Genomic DNA, 19349 nt, shown 5'->3' with positions numbered 1-19349 from the left:
AAGTCTGATGTCTGATATCTGGTGTCTGAAATCTTAATTGCAGCTTATTTCCAGTAGCTCCACTTTAGTCCATCGAATACAGCTAATGTTTTGCTGACCGTATCATAACAGATCATTCCCGGAAATGGATTTTTAACACTGGTATGGGGAGTGGCTACTTTAGGTAATATTAAGGCTTTATCTGCAGATTCCAGCACTAATACGCCTGGGGCAGTTGTGGTGGCAGATCCTATGATCACATTAGTTTGAGCTGGTGTTTCTGTACTTGTATTGAAGGAAACATTGTCAATAGATCCGGCGTCGCTAAGCGAAATCCACTCAGAATCTGTTTTCATCTTTACAACCTTATCATTTTTATCCATCAGAATAGTTCCTTCTACCGCGTTGGTGGGAAGCGTTTCTACGATCGGAAGCAGAATTCCATTGGTGGTATTGGGTTTAAAATCGAGAATCCCGTCTCCATCCAATGTTTCCTTACCAATTGCTACCTGTGCTTGAATCATTTCCAGGCTAAACAATGCTATTATCAATACTATTTTTTTCATGATGAAGTTATTTCAGGAGTTTCATTACTAATCATTACAGGATCTTTTGATGCAGTTCCATACCGTTCCATTATAGAGTTTAAAACATTGATCTGCCGTATCAAATATTAACATGCCCTCTACTGGAATAGCAATACTGGCGGAAGTGGTTCTGGTAATGACAAAACCTTTATTCTTAGACTCCAGTGTCATAAATCCATTAGGAATATTTGTAGGCCAATTGGGCTGTCTGTTGTTTTGGGCTGTAATCCCAAATCTGGTCATCTCGTTTGGAGTTCCCACGGCCGGGTCTTTTGTACAATGGGTTTGAATATTAATTCCAAATGTGAAATATTTATTCGCCGGAAACGAATAGTTAAAAACCGCCTTACCTCCGGTAAAACCAGTTGACGGAATGAACTCTACATTTTGAGAAAGCCCGCTGTCATCTGCTACTACCATAAATACATTATCGGTAGCGGCAATCCCTGTATAGGCTGAAAGATCGGCCTGCAGCCATGTAGAAGACGTATTATTTGTTCTCTGCGCCAACCATATCCTCTGAATCACCTGACCCGTTGCGATCCCGTTATTGACCAAGGCAATGTTCTGAACATTATTATCTCCTATGATGAGAAAAGTTTTATCCTGTAGAAAATTTGGGCGGCCGGGACTGCTATTGGCTGATATGAAATCATTATCCGTGGACACTGTAAGCATAATATTATTTTCAGTATTGATGCTAGTGGTAACCAACTGATTCAACGCCGAAGCATCATCTTTTGCCAGTCCGAAGATGTTGTTGTTAAAAGAAGTATTCAGTCCGGAATTCCATGTCATGATGGTTTCATCGGAAGCCAGATAATCTTGGGGCTGTACCAGTGTGATCCCGTATTTGACTGCTAAATAAGAATTTACTCTTTGTCGCTCTGCTTCAGTCTGGGTTTCGGAATACAGAATAAATTCTCCAATCCTGTCGCCGGCCAGAGAAGTACTGCCGGAGCCTCCGTCATTATCCATCAAAAGAACCATTCCCGGATAATTAAAATTAGAAGATACATTATTTGATGGCTGACCGTATTCCTTGCCGTTATTTCCAAAAAGATAGTTCATGTTTGCACCGGAAAGTCTGTTATAATAAGACTGTATGCTGGGAACGTCAGTCCCAATGGTATTGATGATATCTGTTCCAAAAAACACATCTCCGGATTCTTTTTCATTATAAAACTCAGGCCGGTTGCCCTGTGATCCGAAAAACGGCGACTGCCATATTCCCGCCACCGAGGATACATTAGAACTTCTGGCGGTTCCATTCATTACAAATACCGTTCTGTAGCTGCCTGAAACGGTTCTCGTCAGATGGGTATAGGAAGTCATGGCATTGGTGGTATTATCCGGAAAGCCCAGTGGAAATTTGTATCCGGATCTGTATCCGTTTGTACTTACAATTTCAATAGCCGGATTAAAGTTAAAATTCGGAATAGAAGGCGCTGTACGGTAAGCCGGTATGGCTCCAACGCCCGGATCTGCATAGTAACCTGGCATTCCCTGATTCGCAATACCATTGACACCACCGGATCTTTGATTTTCCCAAACAGGAACTTTAGAATTGTCTGTCGTTGTTCCAGTTCCTGCATCTGCTTTTACCCATACCTGCAGATTGCCGGAGACCCCGCCTGGTGCCGGAAGCTGTGCCCCCAGTTCATAACTCAACATCAGGAATAAAAGAATAACAGCTTTTTCATTGATGTAAGTTTTCATACCTGTTTATTTTAATAGATAGCTGATGTCTCTGATAGGCAGAAAATCTTCCTTAATTGAAAAATGATGAGTGACTTACACGGAAAACAGTCCATTGTATGACCCGTACCATGTAAGAAACTGACAGCAGCTAAATAGTTGTTTTTTTAAGTTTACAGATATTAAATATAAGTTTTTTTCATTTAAATGGGAAATACTTTAGAATAAAATTCTCAATTTCTGCTCGTTCAAAAAGATAGATAGACCTAAAAAAAGCCTGTCATATTCAATAGATTTTATTATAATTTCTTGAATACTACAGGCTAAAACAGTCCTTTATTTTTAGAGTAACGAGTCGTTTTTATTTATTCTTTGTTGGAACTTTAACACTCAGATGATCTCTTTTTAGAGTGACAGCATTCAGTTTTCCATTGACGAAATCAAATTTTAAAGGGTTCGGATAATCTATAATCTTAAACCATCCGTTTTTCAGATAAACCAATTCATTGTCATTTTTTCCTTTAAAATGATCCAATATGAGGGATTCTACATACAGGCGGTTATTCTTTTCCACGATCTTAGTATCCATTCCCTGGCCGTAAAGGAAATCATCATAGGTTCCGATGAGTTTTTCTTTTAAATCTGAAGATATTTCCTGAGTTTCTTCCTCAGATTCTTTGCTGTTCCAGTCCATCAGTGTCAGGATCTTTTTTTGAGTCTGTCCCATTACAGGAAAACGGTTCGGTTTTTCGCCATTGGCTAAATAAACAAGACCATTTCCATCTTTCATCGTAGCCAGAACATTTCCACCCACTCCGGTATTGGAACCGTTGCATGAAAACCAGTCATAACCGCTATAGCCAAAAGACTTCTGCCAACCGTAGCTCCATCCGCCAACAGCATCTTTTAAAGCGGTCACCGCCGTTACTTTTTTGGCTACAGCATGTGAGATTACCTTGTTGTTTTTATTGCGAAGCGCATTCTGTATCTCTATGGAAAGTTTAGCTAAATCAGTTGGTGTAGACCACATTCCTGACGCCCCAACCTGTGGCGTGATAGGTAATCCCGTTTTAATCACTTTTCCATCTTTATCATGTACAGAAGCAACATTGGTTGGAAATCCCTTTTCATTAGGTTGAGTCATGGTCGTATTTTTCATGCCAAGCGGTGAGAAAATATATTCTTTGGCAAGTTCTGCAATCGGCTTGTTGAAAGTATCTTCCAATGCCATCTGGATAATGACATAACCACCTCCACTGTACGCAAAACTGGTTCCTGGCGTAAAGAGAAATTCAATTTCTTTATCATATCTCGGAATCTGTCCCAAAAGACTCTGCTTTATGGTCGGAATGGTTTCTCCTTCATAATGGTCTTCAAATCCACCCTGACTGGTACCGGCCGTATGATTAAAAAACTGTCTCCAGGTCGGGCTGTTGTTTTCCGTAAACTTACTTTTAGGTAAATGCCATCGTTTTAAGGACTTATCAATCGGATCATTTAAATTAATCAATCCTTTTTCCTCAAGAATATGACAGAGAAGTGATGTGATGGGTTTTGAAATAGAAGCTGTAGAGAAAGCTGTGTTTTCATCTATCTTTTCATTAGAATTCGCAGATTTCAAACCCCACTGGTTTGAATACACGATCTTATAGTTTTCAAAAACCACAAGACTGAATCCCGGAAGTTTATACTTTTCTAATTGCGGGTCTATTTTTAAGCTGTCGGTAAGAAAGGTGTAATCTTCTTTTTTCGACAAAACCTGATGGCTGGTCTGGCAGCTCGAAAGGATGAACAGAGAAATTAGTAAATAAAGAGAAGTTTTCATTGTATCGTTTTTTAATTGTTAAACATTGATTTCGATACAAATTTGGGAAAGAAACCGGCCCTGTGCGACCGAGTAAAAAAAGTCGGTCGCATTTAACCATAAGAATGCGTACGATTAATGTATTCGGACGTACGACTTTTTATAAATCACTACTTAACAACTGTTTACGGTACAAAGTAGGGGTAAGATCCGTATATTTTTTAAAGGCGGTATTGAAAGAAGATTTTGAATTAAAACCCACTTCATAAAGGATTTCAAGAACTGTTACCTTCTTTTTTGCAGGATCTTTTAAGATCACTTTTGCCTCTTCTATTCGATAGGTATTGATAAAGTCAAAAAAATGCTGCCCCAGCTGATGATTGATTAAAAGTGACAGGTCCCGGACAGGAATCTGAGTGCTGTCTGAAACATTCTGAATGGTTAAAGAAGGATCAAGAAAAGGCTTTTCTTCAACCATGTATTTCTTTAATTTGATCAACTCTTCATTCAGTTCACTTTCACTGACGGTCTGGGCTTCATTATTTTTTTCTTCTGAAATAATATCGGAGACCAGCTTTAATCTTGAATTGATATTTCTGAATAAACCGGGATGATTCAATGCCTTAAATAAATACCAGCAGATGATAAACAGCTGGAATACAAGAATTCCGACTTTGATCCATTCGGAGATATACGGATAATCTGAAAATTTAAAAATGTTTTTTATAATGACAATCAGGTATAAAGCCGTCAATACAGATGTAAACTGAAACAGCCAGTTGTAGGAATTGACATTGACTCCTGCATAATTTTCGCGATACAGCTTTTTTGCTTTCCTCAGCAGGACAAAAACAGCCACAAAATAAGCCACAAACTGAATATGGAAAAGAATATGGGTAACCTGCAGCTCAATCCTGCTTTGGCGGTTGATAATAAAATCCATTTTGGAAGCGGCATCCACCATATAAAAACGGGGCAGTAAGATCATATTCACCACTAAAAACGGCAGCAGATGCAATATATGTTTAGGTTTAAGCCTGAAATCTGAATAACAGACAGACATTACATAGAGATAAAAAGCAGGAATCTGCAGGAAAGCCAGCGTATTTCTCAACATCCCCAAGTTGGAAGGGCCATCCGTTACTAAACTCACTAAAGGCTCACTGATATCCATTATGTTCACGATCAGAAAAGCCGCAAAAAGAGAATTGCTTAACCTGTATTCTGTTCTGACCGTCAACAGAAAAAATGCAAGAAATAATGAAATAAACAGGGAGATTCCTGTCACGGTAATTAATACATTGATCTTATCCATTTTTGTTTCTGTTTGTTTATAAATTGTTTTCAAAGAAATTAGTTGTTCGCCTTATGATGAAGTTCCTGCAACTGTCACAGCAACTAAATATTCAAAAGTGAACGGTACAAATATAGATATTGGGCAGGATTTGTTTGCGTATTTCTCATGAAAAAACCTCGCTGAATGTGAATACTACTAATGAGTGTAGTAAGTGACCTGCTCAAAAAAAGCTTTAAAATCTTTTGTGAAAATTTATTTAATGCAAAGTTTCAAAGTAATATGTTTTAGTTTCAAATTGGGCAGAGAGATGCGGCTTCACCACTGAATAAGCGGACGTTTTAGCAGGCAGAAATAAAATATAAAAGAGTGACCAAAAGCCACTCTTTTTTTTTATCAATATAGATCTGTTTTAAGAATATTCGCATTAATTGACACCGGGACCAATTAGTTCTGTGGTTAGGTATACAGATTTTAAAAGATTCTTACGGTCGAACATTAAAATGGTGTAGTGTTTTCCTTTTTTGAAAGTCAGTTTTGAGCCACCTGGAAGTTCCGTGTACTCGCCAAGCTTTTCTTTTGTAGCACCATATTTACTGAATTTGGCTGTACTCTGCTGAAGAGTCGTTTTGTTAAGGGCAAGCTGATATGGAAGTCCCTCAACAACGATTCCTTTATCATCCTCCATATCAAAAGACATCTCGTTAATCGTTTTATTGTTTCCAAGGCTTGCATAAAGCAATACACCTGATTTTGTGATCCATTTAGCATATTTTTCATCATTGGCGTCTTCATAGAAAATAGTTTTCACATTCAGTGCTTTTGAAATTTTGTCCGGTGTCTGAGGAAAAATAAATTCTGCGTTTTTGTCCAGTAAGGAATTCAAACCTGCGTTTTGCTGTGAGAATGCTGTGAAGCTTACCAGCTGAAATACTATGGTTAGGAATAATGTTAATGGTTTCATCTGCATAATTACTGTTTTTAATATTTAAAATTTGGTGGTTAAAGATATTAAAATTACCTCATTTCAGGGCAGGAAAACTCAAATTAAGGTTCCGGATATTGTACTGGTTCCTCTGCATTTATCCAATATCCTTGTTCATACTAATCTCAAATAAACTGACGGATGCATTGTCATAGTGTGCCGGTAATCCATCCGTGTTTTTAAGCTTTTGTAATCCCAGAAAATCGAATCCGCATTTTGTATAATAGGTAATCAATCCCTGATTTTCACCGACCGTATCCAGACGGATATACTTTTTCCCGTTGCTTAAGGCATATTTCTTGGCCCAATGCACTATATCTTCCACAAGCTTTTGCCCCTTGAATTCAGGGTTTGAAGCAATCCTGTGAATGTAAACCGCAGGATCATTGTTGCGCTCTTCCCAAATCTGAGGATCATCAAATGTAGTCGCCCAGACACATGCAATTTGATCATCAATCACAATCTTCCATTGTCTTTGTTCATCAATTTCTTTCTCTATAAGACTTTGTTCAAATTCCGGCCACTGAACAACATGCTTTAATTTCTGAAAATCCGTAGCTATTGTATACAGCCTGAAAATCTCTCCGATATCCTGAGTCGTGGAATTTTGTATCTCCATCGTGTTTATTGTTTTTAGTACCTGTTCTATTTCTAATCTGCAGTTACGGCTACGCAATTATTTTTTCCGTACAGTGAGCTGCAAAATTTAAGATGAATAAAGATACCGCTACCCATTCAAAAATAACAGGTACAGATTTCGAATATTTACCTACCACAGATTGGAAATACACAGATCATCCGGGCGATCAGATTTTTAAAGTATTCGCCATTGATTTTAAATTCCATAATATTGTTTAAACTCAATGAAAACTTAGTTTTTCCGGCACGCGCATTCATGATGCTCGTTGATGTATTGTATCGATTCCATGCACATTTCCTTCAGTACGGAAGTATCGATATCGGACAGTTTTTTCACGTATATACAGGCTTTGCTCATTTTGAATTTCCCCAGATTGGCAATTAAGGTTTTACTCTTTTCCGTCTCAGAATAAACGTAGAGTGAAAACGCGGCCTTCCTCGGTGAAAATCCAAGAACCGGGGCATCACCTTCGTGTCCGCTGGCGTATTTGTAGTGATAATTCCCGAATCCTATTATCGAAGGTCCCCACATTTTCGGTTCAAAGCCGGACCATTCCTGCATCAGTTCTATAAGGCGGAAACTGTCTGCTTTCTTTTGTTCGCTGTCAGCATAGGAGTTGATGAATTCTGCTACATCTGCTCCCGTATAATTCGTTTTAGTCTTAGCCATCGTTCCGGATTTTGATTACTGTCTTAAAATCTTTTCCATCTTTTTACCTTTCGCCAGTTCATCAATCAGCTTATCCAGATACCTGGCCTGTTTGGTCAGCGGAGTTTCGATTTCCTCTATTTTGTAGCCGCAAATGGTACCTGTTATTAAATGCGCATTGGGGTTCAGCTTCGCATTCTTGAAAAACGTTTCAAAAGTCACTTTCTCGTCGATAAGTTCCTGCAGCTTTTGGGTATCAAATCCAGTCAGCCATTCTATCACCTGATGAAGTTCTTTAATGGTTCTGCCTTTAGTTTCCACCTTCTTGATGTAGTGCGGATAAACGGACGCGAATATCATTTTGGCAATACGCTGGTCGTGTTCAGGGGTTGTTCTCATATCCTGATTTTTATTAAAGAAATTTACTTATAAATTCTAATACTTCACCCATTTATTTCGTCATAAAATTCCAGGTTGCTTTGGTAAGATCTGCTATTATTTTTTCGGTGTCTTCCCTTTTTTCTGTTATGTTTTTTAAATAAATTGAAATAATAAAGTGCTTTCCGTTTGGAAGTTTTACAATTCCCACATCATTCATGGCTGCTCTTAAATTATTCTCGTTGGTTGATGAAATTCCTGTTCTGTGTGCCAATTCTGTTCCTTCGGGAAGTCCTGCTTTCATCCAGGTCAGCCCTCGGGAAGTTTCCACCATAATCTGATAGAGGTATTGGGTCGTGGCTTTTTTCAGCACTTTTCCTTTGTAGAATTTCTCCAGCAGATCAGTCGTTGCCAAAGGGGTTGTCGTGTTGATGTACAGGTTTTTCCATATCCGCATTTCCTCTTCGTTCACTTTGATCACAAAATCTTTGATTCCCTGGCGGTTGATGAATTTCTGAACGGTTTCCGGACCTCCGATTAATTTCAGAAGAATATCACATCCGTTGTTATCGCTGTGTGAAACAGTATATCTCAACAGCTGATCGATGGTCAGATACATATTTCCATTGGGATATTCATCTTTTATCGGGCTCCAGGTATCCTGCTGTAAATCTTCCTTTTTAATGAAAACTTTCTGTGCTAAAGAGATTTTTCCTTTATCTACCAGATTTAACGTAGCCAAAGCAATATGAAATTTGAAAACACTCATCATCGGAGCGTTCAGATGACCGTTAATGCTCAACGTGTCTTTGTCTTCAATACTTTTTATGGATATTCCTACGGTTGCATTTTTGGCAGAAATAATTTGTTTGAGCTCCTGACGGAGATTATCTATATTTTGGGCCAATGCCTGAGCTGAAAAAAAGAAAGTCAGGCAAACGAATACTATTTTTTTCATATGGAATTCTATTTCAAAAGTTGACTTTCTCTCACAATTTTTCTCACCTGCTGTTCAAAATAATAAGCAATATCAAAATTTTCATTGGCTGTATTTTCCATAATGACTACGCTTGTTTTCGTTTTTGGATAATACAAATTCACGGCTGTAAAGCCTTCACCCGGATGAAAACCCGTGTGCCCGATTTCTTTAATGGTGTCTTTATCATTAATTCTCAAACCATAGCCATAGCCAATCGGTTTTTCGCCGAAAACAGGATGCCCATTTATTATTGCGTAGCTGGTCATCAGCTGATAGGTTGCGGGTTTCAATAGTTTTCCGTTATGCAGAGATTCGTTCCATTTTGCGAGATCGGATGCTGTCACAATTAAATGACTTCCAAAATAATGATCTGCACTGAAAGCTGACTGCTCATTAAGTTTGAAAGTCCCTTCTTTTCGGATGGTGTGCCCTTTTGTTAAGAATTTACTACTCGCTTCATTCGGGTAATAACTGTCATTCATCTTACATTTTTTAAACAAATCAGTCACCAGTTCCTGAAAACTTTTCCCACTTTGCTTTTCCAAAATCTGCCCTGCCACAAAATATCCGACATTGGAATAACTGAAATTGGTTCCGGGTTTAAACTTCAATGGTTTGTCCATATTATCGCTGTTTAGCCCCGAAGTGTGATTGAGTAAATGATTAACAGTAACCGTATCTGCCCACGAGTATTTAAAATCCGGCAAATATTTTCGGATGGGCACATTCAGATCAATTTTCCCTTTTTCGACTTCCTGTAAAACCAGTGTGGCTGTAATCTGCTTGGCAATCGACATGGTTGAGAATTTGTCGGAAACTTTCAGAGGTGTTTTTGTATTGAAATCAGTCAATCCATGCGCCTGTGCGTATTTTGTTTTTCCATTTTGCTGAATGTAAACGACTCCGTTAAAACTCCTCGGATTTGTGATCTTCAGCAGACTGTCAATTTTTGCTGAGTAGTTGTCTTTTTGCTGTGCAGATGATTGGCAGCCCGTCAGGAAAATGGTCGCTGCAATGAATGTCAGTTTAAAAATATGTTTCATTAATACTTTGTTACCGGTTGATTTTTAGTTTTTAATAGCCAGGTCTAACTATTATTTTTTTATTTTTTTTAAGGCGTCAAGATACTTCTTCTTTACCCCATTATCTTCTTCTTTTTCGCATAATATTTCAATTTCCGGTAACAGCTTTTCATTGTTTCCAGTTTTTAATTTCAGTATTTCAGCCAGTGCATAAGCTGTGGCCCAGCGAACCACCGTTCCTTTGTTTTCAGCATTCTGTAAAAGATGAGGAATCGCTTTGCCAAGTTGGTCAGGGAAAAGCTTTGCAACATTTCCGATCACTTTTGCACTTTCCCATTTAACCCTGGGCTCTTCGTCTTTTAATGTGCCGGTAACGTACTCTAAAACACTTTCATCAGCAATGGCCGGATCTTTTTTAGTGGCATACTCTATAGCTTCAATGCAGGTTGCTTTGTCTGTCGCTTTTTGTTGTTCAGCATAGGCCAATAATTCTTCAACTGGTAACTCCTTTTTAATCAGCCATTCTCCGATGGTTAAAACTTTACCTTTGGCCTTAATGGTTTTATCCTTAAATACCTGTTCTATCGTCATATCTTAAATTGTCAAATGAGTTTGTAAATCAATTCTTCTATTTCTATTTGCCGTGCATTGGCAAAAAAATGATCGGTCCCGATTTTGATGAAACCGTTGTTCTCCAACACTTTTTGTGAACCAAAATTATCAAATGCAACACGCCCGAAAATAGGTCTGGCAGTTTCAATGGTCAGAAATTTTTCAAGTGCGGCTGTTGCAATTCCTTTTCCCCAGAGATTTTTATCAATCAGATAGGTAATTTCCGCATCGCCTTCCCGCTCAAATTTCGCAACACTTCCTACGATCACATCGTCCATAAGAATGGTTTGATTATTTATAGTCGGATCGTTCAGATGTTTGGTGTACTTGGTCAGATAAGCGGTTTTGTCCGTAGGATTCTCAGGAGTGAATGCAGCCATGTAGATGGCCTCTTTATCAAGCTGGAACTGAAAGAAGTGCTCTAAGTCGGCTTCTTCTGTTGGTCTGAGTTGTATGTCGGGTTTAGGATTCATGATCAGGTTTTTGCTTTTTACAAAATTCTATTTTTTCAGACATATTTCTTAAAAATAATAGGTCAATTTTAAGTCAGGGATCAAAAAAACACACAACAATTTGTTTTTCAATCATTTAAATACCATAAAGAAATACAACAGATTAGCAATGATTAATAAAAACAAATTAAATCTTAGCATGATCTTCTGACCTATTCCTTATTTTTGCAAAGAATTAAACGATCGGTCATTTTATTCAAAAAATATGAGCAATACATTTTCTGACAACAGTCAAATTGAAGTGGTTTCTTCTTTTTCCGAACTTATTAATACCAATTTTAAGGGCGCTATGAATGCCGTTTGTTGGCATAGAAATTTAACCGGAGATTTTGAAGAAATTGTATCTCAACTTCAATTAAAAGAGAATGTTACAGAAGTGTCTATTGAAGACCTTTTAGCCCTGCAATTATCAGAAAAAGGAAATCTGGCAAGGGAAACCATCCTAAGTGATTTGCAGTTACTGACCGATTTCGGAGCACTGCCTTCTCTCAATTTACTGAAGCATTATGAACGGGATGAAGAGCTGGGCTTTATTTCAACCGATGTATATTCTTATCATGTAGACCGCTCACCTGTTGGTACCAATACTTTTTTATGTACTTATCATGGTACTGCCAGTGATATTCTGCCCAATGATCAGGTGGAGCAAAAGGTTTTGATTCCGGAAATCAGAGAAAAGCTTAAAGCACTACACGACGGGCCGGAAGAGGAATTTGAAGACTTTTTAAAAGAGTATTTCTTTGATCTTCATTATCAGCCTAAGCCTAATGCAGAACCTGTCAATTTAGGAAAAGGACATCTTTGGAAAATCGCAGTTGATCATCCGGAACAGCAGGCTTTACCCTGTGTTCATAGGGCTCCTGTGGAAAATGATGGGGAGTATAGGTTGCTGCTGATTTGTTAAATGATTCTTTAATCTATACTGAGTTGATGAAAATATCACCCTAAATCGTTATTTCAAAACAGTTGGCTAAAAAGTAAATTTGGTTACTAATAACTAAATCTACAGCCATGAAAAAGTATATTTTATCGTTTATAATCATCTTTTTCGCATACGCAAAAGGATATTCGTTCGACTTGAAAACACATTTATGGATAGCCCAGCAGGTCCTTAATGATGTGGTTAAAAACAAAGCTATTTCTATAAACAATAAAACATATAAGCTGAATGATAAGGTTCTTTCAGCTCTTATTACCAATCCATCCCATTTCAGAATGGGAACTTTGGGTATTGATGTATTTCCGGATCCTATCGTAGGGCAGATTACAGCCCACCCTGGACTAAAAGGAGGCTGGAAAACTGATGACTGGATACAGCATGTACTCAATTCGGCATCCACTCCTCCGGAAATTGCTTTTGCATATGGGTACGCGTGCCATGCCTCCATGGATATTTTTGCCCATACCTATGTAAATGCTTATTCGGGTGATATCTTTCAACTGTCTGATGAAATTGCCGTTGAAAGAAGACATTTTGCGTTGGAAAAATATATCGGAAACCATATTCCCGCCCTTACTTCAGAAAATGGTCAGGTGATAACAGATTACGCTTCATTGGTCAGCAGTCCAGCCGGTTTTTTAAGTAAAACTTTCATTCTCAATAATGCAGTACAGCGTGAATACAGAGAATCTGGATCCTATCATCTGGTTGCTATGAATGGTGTATATCGTATCGTGAATGAACTCGACCGCGCAAACCAGAACGCTATATCTACTCTTAGTACAAGTTATTTAAATCTCCTCAAAGAAGAAGGCAGGTTATTACTTGAATTGGATAAAAAGGTAGGATTAACGGCTCAGGCAGGTCTTCAATTGAAGCTGACAAAGGAAGCTCTGGATCTCAAAACAGAAGCCAATAAGGTATTGCTTGAAAAAATAAGATTGGAGAAAGAATTGTTTGATAAGGGACTGGAAGCTCAGAAAAATCTCGAAAATATTATTCTGCAAAAGCACAAAATAATCAGTGATGGGAATGCTCTTGTTTTCAATCTGGAAAATGAAGCCATTAATAAAAAAGCAGACATTACCAAGTTAGCCACTGATATTTCATTGCTGCCGTTAACAGTCTCTCAGGAAATCACGAAAGAAATCAGCAAATTGGTACCCGGCTTACCTTATCCATGCCCAACCTGGGATAAGCCATTAAAAATGTGTAATAGTTCAACATTGGTAAAGCAACTCATAAAGGAAACTATCAAGGTAACTAACCCAGCTATTGACCAACTCAAAAAGCAGAAAAATAAACTTATCGATGAGATCGCAAATATTGAAAAAACTGTTGCGAAAACTAAAACAGATGTTATTTCCGTAACTAATGATATAGCACAAAAAACGGAAGAACTGAATAATCTGAAAAATAATTTAGCATTATCAGAGGCCAATCAACTTAAGTATAAACTGGAAAAAGAAGCATTGGATAAAGAAACAGAACTATCTCAAGCTGCTTACAACAAAGCACAGGAAATATATGAAAATGCCAAAAAAGAAGAAAGTGATGTCAGAGGGCGTCTTGAAAACTTTGTTGATCAATTTATCAATGTTGCAAAAGATTTAATTGAAAGATATAACCTTGTGCATTTAATCCTTGAAAACTGGAGAAAGGATATTGAAAAAGCCTCTGTTGAATATATCTACGCCGGAGAAAAATTTTCAAAAGATATATTATCTAAAAATGGAAATGGATTTTCACACTACGTTGACTGGTACAAATGCTGGTCGCCTGTATTTGTTTCAGTTCCCAGCCAGATTCCACAGACGACCTGCACGATAGAAAATTATTACCAAAAACTCAATACAGAAATTGATAAAATTTTAGAAAAACTGGGTCCGTTACAATATCTGCTGAATCCTACAAAAATTATAAAGGAAAAAGTAGAAAAAGAGGCAAAACAAGCCATTGAATATGCTTCCATAAAGATATCCAATCATATATTCGGAAAGGAAACCACAGATTTTTTTCTGATGATTTCCGGCAGAGAAGAGGTAACAACAGCAAAGCTTATAGAAATTTTTAAGGAAGACGGGTCAGGAAAAAACTTACTGACTTTCCAGGATATCACTGTGATTATACACAAAGAAATGGGCATTACAGACAGTCAAACGATGATTGATCCTGAAAAATTTTCTTCTCTTTTTAATGCTATTCAACTCTCAAAACTCTCTGTATTGAATGGGCGCAGTCTGAATAAACTCCATTCTGATTATTTAGGCGGAAAAAAAACAGCGTACGGCAAAACACTTTATCCTGATCTGGATAATTCCAATTTCACCATTTTAAATAAGGCAGTCAATTCAATTGACGGCTCTTGCCAATGGATGCATACCTCCACTCCTTTATACAGACACAGCGGGGTTGATCAAAAATGGCCAACCGACCGTAATTACGGATATGCTCATTGCTCAGACAATAGCTATGGCTTCAGATTGTGGGTGGATGAGCACAGCAGAGAAAAAATTTTCAACATCATCTTCAAAGGGCCTCTTACACCGGAATTGCATACATTCGCCTCCTACAACAATGATAATAAACGATTTACACCATGCATAGACAATCCCTTTCCGTCTACGATGAATTCGAACTGTAAGGTATTGGAAAAAAGTCCGGACTGCGATGAAAGTAGTTTACAAAAATTCTTTAGAAAACTCTTTGATTAAAGATCAAATGAGATCTGTAAATTAAAATTTTAGGGCTTGGATTTATAATCTAAGCCTTTGTTTCTTATAAAAGGTGGATAAAACAATTAATTCTTCAGCGAAAGCGTTTTTGCTTGGAATGACACATAATTTTTGGTAAATTGATGTACATTAAAATAAATATTGAACTCACATGGCTGATACCGTTATATTATCTGAAGGAGCAGAATTCGATCGCGTTATAGAAGAGGTTTCAAAATACATCCACCTTTATGTGATGGCCTTTGAAAAGCAAGAACGACCCTTTACACGCATCGATAAACGTGAAAAAATGTATGGAGGAAACGGAACGGTTTATATGATCCAGATGTTCGACCAGAATGAACTGGCGAATAATCGTCTGGCCGCTTACATGGTCCTGTTGAATAAAGGTGACGAATCCGGATTTCACACCCACAATCAAAGAAACGAACAGGAACTGTATGTCGTAGTGCATGGAACCGGAGAATACCGTGAAAGATCCGGAACCCAGGGACCGGAGCGAAAAAAAGTGCTTCAAAAGGGGGATATTACAGCCATTAGTTCCATAGGATATCATTCTATTGAAAACACGGGAGATGAGCCTTTGATTATGTTTGTGATTACGAGTTATAATAGATCATAAAATGTAAAACTAATACAAAAAAGGCGAGATATTAACTCGCATCTTTTGTATGGGATCCTTATGGATACTACTTAAAAGCATATTTATTTCCCGATACAGAATCTAATAAACTCTTTTTATATGATCTTTTTTAAATATATAGTAATACTCTTATAATTTTTTGTTAAATCGGTAATTTATTCAATATCTGTTTTTGAAGTCTCCAATTAGGAAGGTACTTATCCATGAGAATAATGAAATTTTTATTGTGATTCCTTTCTAACAGATGAACCATTTCATGGACAACAATATATTCAATGCATTCTATAGGTTTTTTGGCGAGTTCTATATTAAACCATACTATGCGTTTTTCTATGCTGCAACTTCCCCATTTTGTCTTCATCTTTCTAATACCGAAATGGATATCATTGATGTTCATTTCTTTTGCATATATGGAAATCATCTTACCAATTATACCTTCCAGTTCTCTTTTATACCAATTATAAAGCGTTCGTTCTTTTTGTGCAAATGTTGCTTCAGGCAAAGCATAAAGTTCAATAGTATTATGTTTTAAAAACAATTTTGGTCTGCTGGCTTCGATTACTTTCAGCAAATAACGTTTCCCTAAAAACTGATGACTTTCCTGTGTGATCATCAACTTAGGTTCTTCCCTTTCCTGATTCCTCATTTTTGCCTGTTCTCTTTTTATCCAGCCCAATTTGGTCGCTGCATAAATCTTTACTTTCTCAGTGTCATAAAAATTCGGGGAAGATATTGTAACTCTCCCATTAGGCGGGTGCACACTTAAATGAAGATTTTTAATCTCTTTAAATGTGACCTCAATTTCTACTGCTCCAATAAGTAAAGTCTGTTTTTTCATTAATATTCGTCTTTATGTGCATCGATGATTTTATAAATCTCCTCTACTTTATTAACGTCTTCTACCACATCATAAATAGCTTTCTTTACTAACTTCTGTTTGGCCAGATTTTCTCTGAACCCATCTTGCTTTGCATATTGAACAGCATTTTCACATAACAGAGTCAATTCTTCATTTTCTTCCAGAGTATGATACAATGCTACTTTTCCTTTGGTATTTAAAGATTTTGGAACATCATCTTTCTTACCTTGATTTACCTGACGGACAAGCTCTGCTATTTCATTCAGATACTGCTGATAATTGATCGTTTCCTGTTTTCTTCTTTCAATCAGTTCCTGCAATAAAATACTCATATGATCGAAATATTTAGGATCCAATAAGTGCTCTTCTACAATTTTACTACGAATATTGTTTTCAATAACTTCTGCAACAGCGCTTTGATTTCCTTTAATCGATTGAGGTAAGCTATCAATGGCTTCATCCGTATCGGTTTCAAGCAAATCTAATAAGGAAATATTTTCAAAAGGTGAGATTACTTCTGATTCCTCCGCTCTAATATAAGTATCTATTAGAAAACGCATATCAGCTTCATAAGCTTTCAAATTAATCGTTTCCCCTGAAGCAATGCGTATAATTTCTCTAAGATTTAAATAAGCATCTAATTTATCATTAAAATGCTTGATCTCAGCATCTGTAAATTCAGCGGCCAAAAAGTCTGCCTTTATATTAGTATAGGCTCGAATGTATTCTACAATAGCCTTGTATAAGGCCATCCGTTTATATTCTGTCGCTTTTAAATCGTCCGGATTTTCAGTATTGCCACAAAAATAATGAATATACATCAAATCATTTTTAGGAGGCTCTACATTTTCACAAATGCTCTCAACAGTTTCCAATGCAGTAAAAAGACGGTCTTTTGCCATCTTCAATCTGTCTTTAAGCTGTATTCCAACTTCTTCTTTGGTGAAGCCTTCACTGTCAAGTTCAGAAGTATATACATTAATCGCATCCGTTACATTTCCAAAAAGTTCCATATAATCGATGATATAACCATAATCTTTATCATCTGTATCCAAACGGTTTACTCTACAAATGGCTTGAAACAAGGTATGGTCCTGCATTCTTTTATCTATGTAAATGTAGGTACATGGCGGAGCATCAAAACCTGTCAATAACTTGGAAACTACAATCAGCAATTTCATTCTCGCAGGTTCCTTACGAAAGCTTTCTTTAGCATCAGCTTCATAAGTTTCAGTTTTTGATTTATTGCCTTTTACACTTATGTCTTTCAACAGGTCAGTATAGGTTTTAAAAATAAACTGCTTGTCGGTTTCATTATCTGTTCCCGTATCTTCTAATGAAACGTCTCCAGCAATAGGGTTATATGATGTGATAATGGCACATTTATTTTTCAGCTCGGTATTCAGGAACAGATTATAATATTTGCAGGCTTCGTAAATACTTGATGCCACCAAAATTGCATTCCCGTTTTGCGACTTTAATCGTGGCTTGGTTGAAAAATCAACAATAATATCTGCCACGATTTTCTCCATTCTGCTTTTTGAACTCAACACATTCTGCATTGTCCCCCATTTCTTTTTGAGTTCGTTCTTTTGAAAATCATTTAAACCCGAAGTTTTAGCCTCAAACCATTGATCAACCTTGGTTTGAGAAGTAAGACTTTGTTCAATCGCACGTCCTTCGTACATCAAATCTTTGACTACTCCATCTTCTACAGCTTCATTAAATTTATAGGTATGAATATATCTTCCGAAAACATCCATCGTTGTTTTCTTATCTTCTTTAAGCAAAGGCGTTCCTGTAAACCCAATGAAAACTGCATTATGCAAAACGGCTTTCATCACTTGGTTTAACTTGCCACTTTGAGTACGGTGGCATTCATCAATAAATACAAAAATTTCGCCTTGCGTTTGCACCGGATTATTTTGTAATTCTTTGATAAATGCATCAAAATCAGTTTCCGATTTATTACCGAATTTATGAATTAGTGAACAAACCAATCGTGGACGAGATGAAGTTAGAAACTGCATCAGTTCTTTTCCTGATCTTGTCTTGGCAACATCTGTTTCACCTACATCTTTAAAAACACGTTCAATCTGATCGTCCAGTTCGGTACGGTCGGTTAAAATCACAATTCTGGAATTCGCTACATTTTCTAAAATCCATTTCCCCAGCATCACCATCATTAAAGACTTCCCGGAGCCTTGGGTATGCCAAATGATGCCGCCCTCTTTTCTTTTTACAAATTCCTGTGCTTCTTTCAATCCGAAATACTGATGAGGACGTGGTAATTTTTTTATACCAGCATCAAATATAATCCCGTTATAAATTAAGTCGATGATCCGTTCTTTCCCACAAAGTTTCTTCAGGTATTTATCTAACTTATAACCGTTATTATCTGCTTCATCTTCTTTCCAGGCTAGATAATATTTGTTTTCAGTTTCAATCGTTCCATATTTCAGTCCTTGCGTATTATTTCCCGCCATAACCAATTGAACTGTGGTATAAAACCATTTGTTAAACAATTCTCTTTGATTCGAAATGGACTGATTAATGCTTTCAGAAATGTCAGTAGTTCCCCTTTTCAATTCCAATACCCCAATCGCAATACCGTTGATGTATAAAACAATGTCTGGTCTTCTATTATTTTCGCCTTTGGTAAGAGATACTTCTTCAGCAATTCCAAACTCATTCTTCTCAAAATCCTGCCAATCAACAGGAAAAATTGTATTGAATTGTTCCCCTAGTTCCGGTCTGGCTTTTACCCCATATCGCAAAAGGGAATACAAAGCTTTGTTACGATGATATAATTCTCCTGAATTGGTCGTTGCCAAATCATAGACTTCTTTTACCGCTTTATCAGCTAAAACTTCTGAATACCCTCTATTCAGCAAATTTTTCTTTAAAAGTTCTTCTTCTACATTGCTGTTGTGTTCCCGTTTTTCCCAATTGCCATAATAGATATAGCCCAACTCTTCCTGGAAAAGCTGGATGATACGATTTTGGGTGATGCGTTCTATTGGATTTATCATAA

The 19349-nt window shown here is 37.2% G+C and carries 18 protein-coding genes; 4 read left to right on the top strand and 14 right to left on the bottom strand.

All coding sequences use genetic code 11. From position 1 onward, the window contains the following. Nucleotides 1-44 precede the first annotated feature (44 nt). The 6 genes from BUA72_RS05820 to BUA72_RS05795 form a co-directional block, all read right to left on the bottom strand. Nucleotides 45-545 carry a hypothetical protein gene (locus BUA72_RS05820; protein ID WP_072922138.1) on the bottom strand — a complete coding sequence of 167 codons (501 nt, stop codon included), beginning with the start codon at nt 543-545 and terminating at the stop codon, nt 45-47. 27 nt (nt 546-572) lie between these two features. Next, a complete protein-coding gene (locus BUA72_RS05815) occupies nt 573-2285 on the bottom strand; it encodes a DUF8202 domain-containing protein (RefSeq protein WP_072922137.1) in 1713 nt (570 codons plus the stop codon). Nucleotides 2286-2625: 340 nt separating this feature from the next. Then, the gene (locus BUA72_RS05810) at nt 2626-4089 is read right to left on the bottom strand and encodes a serine hydrolase domain-containing protein (protein ID WP_072922136.1); all 1464 of its coding nucleotides are present in this window, start codon (nt 4087-4089) and stop codon (nt 2626-2628) included. A gap of 139 nt (nt 4090-4228) precedes the next feature. Then, nucleotides 4229-5383, bottom strand: a complete 1155-nt coding sequence (locus BUA72_RS05805; protein ID WP_072922135.1) for a helix-turn-helix domain-containing protein — start codon at nt 5381-5383, stop codon at nt 4229-4231. Nucleotides 5384-5789: 406 nt separating this feature from the next. Then, on the bottom strand, nt 5790-6326 hold the full coding sequence (locus BUA72_RS05800) for a hypothetical protein (protein WP_139259531.1): 537 nt from the start codon (nt 6324-6326) through the stop codon (nt 5790-5792). A gap of 118 nt (nt 6327-6444) precedes the next feature. Beyond that, the gene (locus BUA72_RS05795; protein WP_072922133.1) at nt 6445-6966 is read right to left on the bottom strand and encodes a GNAT family N-acetyltransferase; all 522 of its coding nucleotides are present in this window, start codon (nt 6964-6966) and stop codon (nt 6445-6447) included. A gap of 92 nt (nt 6967-7058) precedes the next feature. Between BUA72_RS05795 and BUA72_RS24375 the strand changes: the two genes are divergently transcribed. After that, nucleotides 7059-7205 (top strand): hypothetical protein, encoded by a 147-nt coding sequence (locus BUA72_RS24375; protein WP_175548857.1) that lies wholly within the window; start codon nt 7059-7061, stop codon nt 7203-7205. Between the two features lie 13 nt (nt 7206-7218). Here BUA72_RS24375 and BUA72_RS05790 read toward each other — a convergent pair whose 3' ends face one another. From BUA72_RS05790 to BUA72_RS05765, 6 genes are read right to left on the bottom strand one after another with little or no spacing between them, the layout of a single operon-like run. Continuing rightward, complete coding sequence (locus BUA72_RS05790) at nt 7219-7656, bottom strand: DUF1801 domain-containing protein (RefSeq protein WP_072922132.1); 438 nt, start codon at nt 7654-7656, stop codon at nt 7219-7221. Between the two features lie 15 nt (nt 7657-7671). After that, on the bottom strand, nt 7672-8034 hold the full coding sequence (locus BUA72_RS05785; protein WP_072922131.1) for a DUF2200 domain-containing protein: 363 nt from the start codon (nt 8032-8034) through the stop codon (nt 7672-7674). Between the two features lie 52 nt (nt 8035-8086). After that, nucleotides 8087-8971, bottom strand: coding sequence for a class A beta-lactamase, subclass A2 (bla, locus tag BUA72_RS05780; RefSeq protein ID WP_072922130.1), 885 nt, complete (start codon nt 8969-8971; stop codon nt 8087-8089). 8 nt (nt 8972-8979) lie between these two features. After that, on the bottom strand, nt 8980-10035 hold the full coding sequence (locus BUA72_RS05775) for a serine hydrolase domain-containing protein (RefSeq protein ID WP_072922129.1): 1056 nt from the start codon (nt 10033-10035) through the stop codon (nt 8980-8982). 51 nt (nt 10036-10086) lie between these two features. After that, on the bottom strand, nt 10087-10605 hold the full coding sequence (locus tag BUA72_RS05770) for a HEAT repeat domain-containing protein (RefSeq protein ID WP_072922128.1): 519 nt from the start codon (nt 10603-10605) through the stop codon (nt 10087-10089). A gap of 11 nt (nt 10606-10616) precedes the next feature. Then, nucleotides 10617-11099, bottom strand: a complete 483-nt coding sequence (locus tag BUA72_RS05765; protein WP_072922127.1) for a GNAT family N-acetyltransferase — start codon at nt 11097-11099, stop codon at nt 10617-10619. Nucleotides 11100-11343: 244 nt separating this feature from the next. On the opposite strand from BUA72_RS05765, the gene BUA72_RS05760 reads away from it, so the two are divergent. The 3 genes from BUA72_RS05760 to BUA72_RS05750 all read left to right on the top strand — a co-directional run bounded on the left by BUA72_RS05760 (nt 11344) and on the right by BUA72_RS05750 (nt 15435). Next, nucleotides 11344-12042: a DUF1826 domain-containing protein gene (locus BUA72_RS05760; protein ID WP_072922126.1), complete on the top strand. Its 699-nt coding sequence runs from the start codon at nt 11344-11346 to the stop codon at nt 12040-12042. Nucleotides 12043-12149: 107 nt separating this feature from the next. Beyond that, nucleotides 12150-14792: a hypothetical protein gene (locus BUA72_RS05755; protein ID WP_072922125.1), complete on the top strand. Its 2643-nt coding sequence runs from the start codon at nt 12150-12152 to the stop codon at nt 14790-14792. 172 nt (nt 14793-14964) lie between these two features. Beyond that, the gene (locus BUA72_RS05750) at nt 14965-15435 is read left to right on the top strand and encodes a cupin domain-containing protein (RefSeq protein WP_072922124.1); all 471 of its coding nucleotides are present in this window, start codon (nt 14965-14967) and stop codon (nt 15433-15435) included. A gap of 163 nt (nt 15436-15598) precedes the next feature. Here the strand turns inward: BUA72_RS05750 and BUA72_RS05745 are convergent, their stop codons facing one another. Then, entirely contained in the window at nt 15599-16294 is a 696-nt protein-coding gene (locus BUA72_RS05745) for a M48 family metallopeptidase (protein ID WP_072922123.1), read from the bottom strand. Next, complete coding sequence (locus BUA72_RS05740) at nt 16294-19347, bottom strand: type I restriction endonuclease subunit R (protein ID WP_072922499.1); 3054 nt, start codon at nt 19345-19347, stop codon at nt 16294-16296. Before BUA72_RS05740 ends, BUA72_RS05745 begins: the two co-directional genes overlap by 1 nt. Between the last annotated feature and the right edge of the window lie 2 nt (nt 19348-19349).

It is taken from the genome of Chryseobacterium sp. OV279 (assembly GCF_900128945.1).
GTDB lineage: Bacteria > Bacteroidota > Bacteroidia > Flavobacteriales > Weeksellaceae > Chryseobacterium.
The sequence above is the reverse complement of the archived record's forward strand: the minus strand, read 5'-3'. Positions and strand labels throughout refer to the sequence as shown.